Genomic DNA, 6,726 nt, shown 5'->3' on the forward strand with positions numbered 1-6,726 from the left:
GTCTCGCGCTGGGGCATGATTGCCTATGCCTCCAGCCTCGACCAAGGCGGGCCGATCGCGCGAAACGCCGAAGATTGCGCTTTGTTGCTGTCGGCTATGGCCGGTTTTGACGAAAAAGACTCCACCAGCAGCGAACAGAAGACAGAAAATTACGCCGCCGCACTGGGTACGCCGTTAACAGGCGTTCGTATCGGCCTGCCCAAAGAGTGCTTTGCCGAAAACCTGGACAGCCGCGTTGCCGAACAAGTGATGAGCGCCGCCCATGTGCTCGAAGCCCAAGGCGCCGAGTTATGCGAAGTCTCGCTGCCGTCCTTGCTGCACGCCATCCCCGCTTACTACGTGATTGCACTCGCCGAAGCCAGCTCCAACCTGTCGCGCTTTGACGGCGTGCGCTTTGGCTATCGCTGCGAACATCCGCAAAATCTGCACGACCTTTACCTGCGCAGCCGTGGCGAAGGCTTTGGCAGCGAAGTCAAACGGCGCATTCTGCTGGGCACTTACGCGCTGTCCGCCGGTTACTACGATGCCTATTACCTAAAAGCGCAAAAAATCCGCCGACTGATTAAAAACGACTTTGCACAGGTCTTCACCGAGGTGGACATGCTGCTTAGCCCGACCGTGCCTGCTCCTGCTTGGCTTATCGGCGAAAAAAACGACGACCCCACCGCCGCCTGGCTGGGCGACCTGTACACCATCACCGCCAATCTCGCCGGACTGCCCGCATTATCCATGCCTTGCGGCTTTGTTCAGGGATTGCCGGTCGGCGCTCAGCTGATCGCCCCCTGGTTTGCCGAAAGCCGCCTGCTCTGCTGCGCCCACCAGTACCAGCAACAGACCGACTGGCACCTGGCCTGCCCGCCTGACTTTGCTTAAGCGAGACCTCACATGCAATGGGAAACCATTATCGGGCTGGAAATTCACGCCCAACTTGCCACCCGCTCAAAGATTTTCTCCCCGGCCGCCACCGCCTTTGGTGCGCAGCCGAACACTCAAGCGAATCTGATTGACCTTGGCATGCCCGGCACCTTGCCGGTATTAAACGCCGAGGCGGTGCGCATGGCCTGCCTGTTTGGCCTTGCCATAGAAGCAGAAATCGCCCCGCGCAATCAGTTTGCACGGAAAAACTACTTCTACCCCGACCTGCCCAAGGGCTACCAAACCAGCCAGTTTGAGCAACCGATTGTCGGCCGCGGCCATCTCGATATTCGTTTGGAAGACGGCACGCCCCAGCGTATCGGCATTACCCGCGCCCATCTGGAAGAAGACGCCGGCAAAAGCCTGCACGAAGATTTTCAAGGCATGAGTGGCATCGACCTAAACCGCGCCGGAACGCCACTGCTTGAAATCGTCAGCGAGCCGGACATGCGCAGCGCCAAGCAGGCGGTCGCCTATGTGCGCACCATCCACGCACTGCTGCGTTACTTAAAAATCTGCGACGGCAATATGGCCGAAGGCTCGCTGCGCTGCGATTGCAACGTTTCCGTACGCCCGGTCGGACAAAGCGAATTTGGCACGCGCACCGAGATTAAAAACGTCAACTCCTTTCGCTTTATCGAAAAAGCCATTAACTACGAAGTGCAAAGGCAGATTGACCTGCTCGAAGACGGCGGAAAAATCGTGCAGGAAACCCGTCTGTACGACCCCGGCAAAGACCAAACCCGCTCTATGCGCAGCAAAGAAGAAGCCAACGACTACCGCTATTTTCCCTGCCCCGACCTGCTGCCGGTGGTGATTGAGCCTGCCTTTTTAGACAGGCTGCGCCGCGAACTGCCGGAACTGCCCGCGCAAAAAGAGGCGCGCTTTATCCGTGATTACCAACTGTCCGACTACGATGCCAGCGTGCTTTCCGCCAGCCGCGATATGGCCGACTACTTCGAGCAAGTCGCTGAAGTTTGCCTAGACGCCAAACTCACCGCCAACTGGGTAATGGGCGAACTGTCCAGCCTGCTTAACCGTGAAGCTATCGACATCGAACAAAGCCCGGTCAGCGCGCAGCAATTAGCCGGCCTGTTATTGCGCATAAAGGACGGCAGTATTAGTGGCACCATCGGCAAAAAAGTCTTTGAAGCACTGGCGAGCGGCGAGGGTAAAAGCGCCGATGCCATTATCGAAAGTAAAGGCTTGCGCCAAGTCACCGACAGCGACGCGATTGGTGCGCTTATTGACCAAGTCCTCGCCGCCAACGAAAGCCAAGTTCAGCAATACCGCCAAAGCGATGAAAGCAAACGCAGCAAAATGTTCGGCTTTTTCGTAGGCTTGGCGATGAAAGCCTCCAAAGGCAAAGCCAGCCCGGCGGGGGTTAATGCGATTTTGAAGGAAAAACTGGAACAGGGATAAAACGGGTGAAGATAAACTAAAAAGGACGCTTATAGCCCTGATAAAAAAGCCAGCTTAAAGGCTGGCTTTTTATGTTGCTTTAATCAGGTTTATTTAATCAAGCGCACAATGGGCAGCGGATAACGCCAGTTTTTTCCCTCATTAATCTTGATGGCCGCGTATACGGCAAATCCAATACCAGCGATGCCAATGGCCAGTCCCGCCAAAAAGGAAGTGCCCGCAAAAAAACCACCAATCACCGGCAAGCGCACAAAAATAATGCATAAGATAAACAATGCGATGCACGCAGCAAAGACATTAAGCTGAAAATTAAGCGACTCTTTGCCTTGTTCATCCACAAAAGGGTCAACCCCTTTTTTAAGCTGCCAATAAATTAGCGGACCCAGTATTGCGACTGGGGGCATAATAATGGCCGCTAGAGCGATAAAGTGGCACATCATGGCGTGTTTTCGAATTTCCGGATTATCGGGGGCTGCGCCCTGTACTGATTCAGTCATAAGCTATTACTCCTTGCGTGGTTGGTCTTTAAGATGAAGGCTAAAGATTAGCATTCCAGCGCGGCACGTTGCGCCTTTATCAATTCGTTAACGCCGTTGCTTGCCAGCAATAGCATGGCTTGTAAATCATCCGCTGCAAAAGGCGCCGCTTCAGCGGTGCCTTGTACTTCAATAAACTGCCCGGCCTCGTTCATCACTACATTGACATCGGCATCGGCATTGGAGTCTTCCAGATAGTCCAAATCCAGCACCGGCTCGCCCTGCCAGATGCCGACAGAAACCGCCGCAATCATGGATTTTAACGGACGGCCTTTTTTCAATGCGCCGCGTTTGCTTAAGACCGAAAGCGCATCACAAAGCGCAACCATTGCACCGGTAATGGAAGCGGTGCGTGTGCCGCCGTCGGCTTGGATAACATCACAATCCACATGCAAAGTGACTTCACCGAGCTTTTTTAAATCCAGCGCGGCACGCAGCGAGCGGCCAATCAGCCGCTGGATTTCCAGCGTGCGCCCACCCTGTTTGCCACGACTGGCCTCGCGCGCCATGCGCTCGCCGGTTGCGCGCGGCAGCATGCCGTATTCGGCGGTGAGCCAGCCTTGCCCTTGTCCTTTTAAAAAGCGCGGTACGCCGTTTTCAATGCTAACGGTGCAAATGACCTTGGTATCGCCAAAGGCGACCAAAACCGAACCTTCGGCATGACGGGTGTAATGACGGGTGATTTCAATCCTGCGTAACTGATGGGCCAATCGGCCACTGGGGCGCTGCATAAAAACTGCCTTGAAGCGAAAATAGGCGGCGCAGTCTAGCATAGGGGTCTGTTCCCGCTCCAAACGTGGCCGCGACGGAGGCAGATTTTACGCGCGGCAAGGCGCGAGAAGAGAAATTTGCTCATGCAAATGAACGACGAGCAACACAGCAGCGCGAAAAATCTGCCCCGTCCCTTCGGGCTGCGCCCAAAATTTCGCCATACGGCGTTGCAGCATTTGCCAAGGTTGTACACATTGGCTGCATGCTGCGCCTAGTCTGGCGAAATTTTGAGCAGCAACGCGGCTCGCGTTTGAAGCGGGAACAGACCCTAGCCAGCGAAGATTGCGCTGCCCGGTTGTCAAGTAAAACCAGTCAAAAACTGCCAAAGCTGGCAGAAAAAGAACATATCGGGTCGATTTCAGGCAAGGCGGGCAACAACAGCTTCCTATACTCGCAGCCGTGCATAACAACATCTCATACAGGAGAACATCCGATGTCAAAGTTTCCCGAACAGGCCAAGGTGGTCATCGTCGGTCTTGGCGGTATCGTGGGCGCATCGGTTGCCCATCACTTAATCGAACGCGGCTGGACCGACATCGTGGGCCTTGATGCCTCCGGCATTCCCACCGATGTCGGCTCAACCGCGCACGCTTCGGACTTTTGCTACGCCACCAGTCACGACTTTTTAAGCTGCTGGACGACGCTCTATTCCATTAACTTCTTTGAAAAATTAGGCCACTACTCGCGTATCGGCGGGCTGGAAGTCGCCCGTGTCGGTGACGATGCAAGGATGGACGAACTCAAGCGTAAAGTCGCCTCCGGCAAAGCCTTTGGCACTCGCGCCACTTTAATTGACCCAAGCGAGGCCAAAAAGAAATTCCCGCTGCTCGAAGAAGCCGTTATCCAGGGCGCTCTGTGGGACCCTGACGCGGGCTTGGTCGTGCCGCGCTCGCAAACCGTGGCCGGAAAACTGGTAGACCAATGCGAGGCGAGCGGCAAGCTCAAGGTCTTTGCCAATACCGCAGTCGATGACTTACTTATTGAAGACGGGCAAATCAAAGCGGTGGTGACGCGCCGAGGCACGATTCGCGCCGACTACGTCGTCATTTGCGCCGGTCTCTGGGGTCGCCTGATGGCAGAAAAAGCCGGTGAAGACCTACCGGTCATGCCGGTTGACCATCCGCTAACCTTCTTCGGTCCTTATCAAGAATTTGCCGGCAGCGGTCTTGAAATCGGCTACCCGCTGCTGCGCGACCAAGGCAATTCCGCTTATTTGCGCGATACCGGCGACCCGAAAACCAGCGAAGGCGGGCAGATTGAATGGGGTTACTACGAGGAACAAAACCCCAGATTGGTGCACCCACGCGACATTCTGCCCAAAGAGCAGGCGCGTTTGTCGCCGTCGCAGCGCGACCTCGATATGGAACAGGTGATGGAGCCGCTGGAACGCGCAATGGAACTCACGCCGATTTTGGGCGAGCTTGGCTACAACGAAGGCCATTCCTTTAACGGCCTGCTACAAGTGTCCACCGATAACGGTCCTGCGGTCGGCGAAAGCCAAAAAGTGCGCGGGCTTTGGTACGTGGTCGGCATTTGGGTCAAGGACGCACCGGGCTTTGGCAAGCTGGTCGCCGACTGGATGACCGACGGACGCACGGCAATTGACCATCACGCCATCGACTTTGCGCGTTTTAACCCGTTCCAATTAAAAGCCGACTATATCGAGCAGCGCTGCACGGAAACCGCGCAAAAAATCTACAACCCGCCAGTGCACCCACGCGAACCCTTTGCCGGAGGCCGGGATATTCGCCGTTCACCCTTCTATGAAAGAGAAAAAGAACTGGGCGGCTACTTTATGGAACTGGGCGGCTGGGAGCGTGCCCACGGCTACGCCGCCAACGAACACCTTTTGGAAAGATTCAAAGACCAAGTACCGGTTCGTAAAAACGAATGGGACAACCGCCACTTTTGGCGCGTTTCCAATGCCGAACAACTTAAGTTAAGCGAAGATGTCGGCATGATTAACCTGTCGCACTTTCATATCTGCGACATTAGCGGGCCGGATCATGTTGCCCTGCTCGAATGGCTGTCGGCCGCCAAAGTCGGCGGCGATAACAATATCGGCAAAGGTATTTACACCCACTTTCTCGACGATGAAGGCATGGTTCGCGCGGATTTCACCATCTTGCGCCTAAAAGACCGCTGCCGCCTGATTAACGGCGCAGACGCAGGCCCGCGCGACTTTCACTACATGCGCCGTGAGGCGCAGCGCAAAGGCTTTGACGTGCAGATTGAGGATGTCACCGAGCAATACATCACTATCGGCGTGTGGGGGCCGAACGCTCGCGCCAATCTGCAACAAGTCGTGGATAACCCGGACGGCCTGTTGCCGGAAAACTTCCCGTTCGCCTCCCTGCGCGACTTTAAAATCGCCGGACGTGAAGTCACCTCCTTTCGCATTTCCTACGTCGGCGAGCAAGGCTGCGAGCTGCACATGCGCTATGAAGACGGCCTTGCCGTGTGGGACGCGCTACGCGCCATCGGCATTACCGCCGTGGGCGTGGAAACCTACGCCAACTCGCGTCGTCTGGAAAAAAGCCTGCGCCTGCAAAACGCCGACCTTTTGACCGAATACAACCTGCTCGAATGTGGCCTCGCCCGCCCCAAAGTCAAAGAAGCCGACTTTCGCGGCAAGGCCAAACATCTAGAGCACCGCGCCCGCGCCCATCAACCGGCCATGCTCTGCACCTTGGTATTGCTCGATACCACCGACAGCCAAGGGGTGGTGCGTTATCCGGTTGGCAATATGCCGGTGATCGACCCGCAAAGCGGGCAAACCCTGGTCGATGAACTCGGCAGGCGCTCCTACACCACCTCAGTCGCCTTTGGCCCTACTATCGGCAAAAACATCGCTCTCGCCCCGCTGCCGCACGCCTTCTGCGAAGAAGGCCGCAGGCTCTGCGTGGAATATTTTGGCGAAACCTTCCCGGTAGAAGTGGCCGCCGTAGGCTACAAACCACTCTACGACCCGGAAAACCTCAAACCCAGAAGCTAGGGTCTGTTCCCGCTTCAAACGCGAGCCGCGCTGCTGCTCAAAATTTCGCCAGACTAGGCGCAGCATGCAGCCAATGTGTACAACCTT

5 protein-coding genes are annotated in these 6,726 nt (G+C 56.0%); 3 read left to right on the forward strand and 2 right to left on the reverse strand.

Features of this window, described 5'->3' with window-relative positions; translation table 11 throughout:
• Both AXE65_RS06965 and gatB read left to right on the forward strand, forming a co-directional pair.
• The coding region (locus AXE65_RS06965) for an amidase (RefSeq protein WP_153015411.1) at positions 1-873 on the forward strand (873 nt) is incomplete at its 5' end.
• A gap of 12 nt (positions 874-885) precedes the next feature.
• Positions 886-2,337 (forward strand): Asp-tRNA(Asn)/Glu-tRNA(Gln) amidotransferase subunit GatB, encoded by a 1,452-nt coding sequence (gatB, locus tag AXE65_RS06970; protein WP_068390009.1) that lies wholly within the window; start codon positions 886-888, stop codon positions 2,335-2,337.
• Between the two features lie 89 nt (positions 2,338-2,426).
• Here the strand turns inward: gatB and AXE65_RS06975 are convergent, their stop codons facing one another.
• Together AXE65_RS06975 and rph are read right to left on the reverse strand one after the other, a co-directional pair.
• Positions 2,427-2,834: a DUF4870 domain-containing protein gene (locus AXE65_RS06975; RefSeq protein WP_068390012.1), complete on the reverse strand. Its 408-nt coding sequence runs from the start codon at positions 2,832-2,834 to the stop codon at positions 2,427-2,429.
• 47 nt (positions 2,835-2,881) lie between these two features.
• Entirely contained in the window at positions 2,882-3,604 is a 723-nt protein-coding gene (rph, locus tag AXE65_RS06980) for a ribonuclease PH (protein WP_068390018.1), read from the reverse strand.
• 473 nt (positions 3,605-4,077) lie between these two features.
• On the opposite strand from rph, the gene AXE65_RS06985 reads away from it, so the two are divergent.
• Positions 4,078-6,639 (forward strand): GcvT family protein, encoded by a 2,562-nt coding sequence (locus tag AXE65_RS06985; protein ID WP_068390015.1) that lies wholly within the window; start codon positions 4,078-4,080, stop codon positions 6,637-6,639.
• Positions 6,640-6,726: the final 87 nt, after the last annotated feature.

Source organism: Ventosimonas gracilis (assembly GCF_001580025.1).
Lineage (GTDB): Bacteria > Pseudomonadota > Gammaproteobacteria > Pseudomonadales > Pseudomonadaceae > Ventosimonas > Ventosimonas gracilis.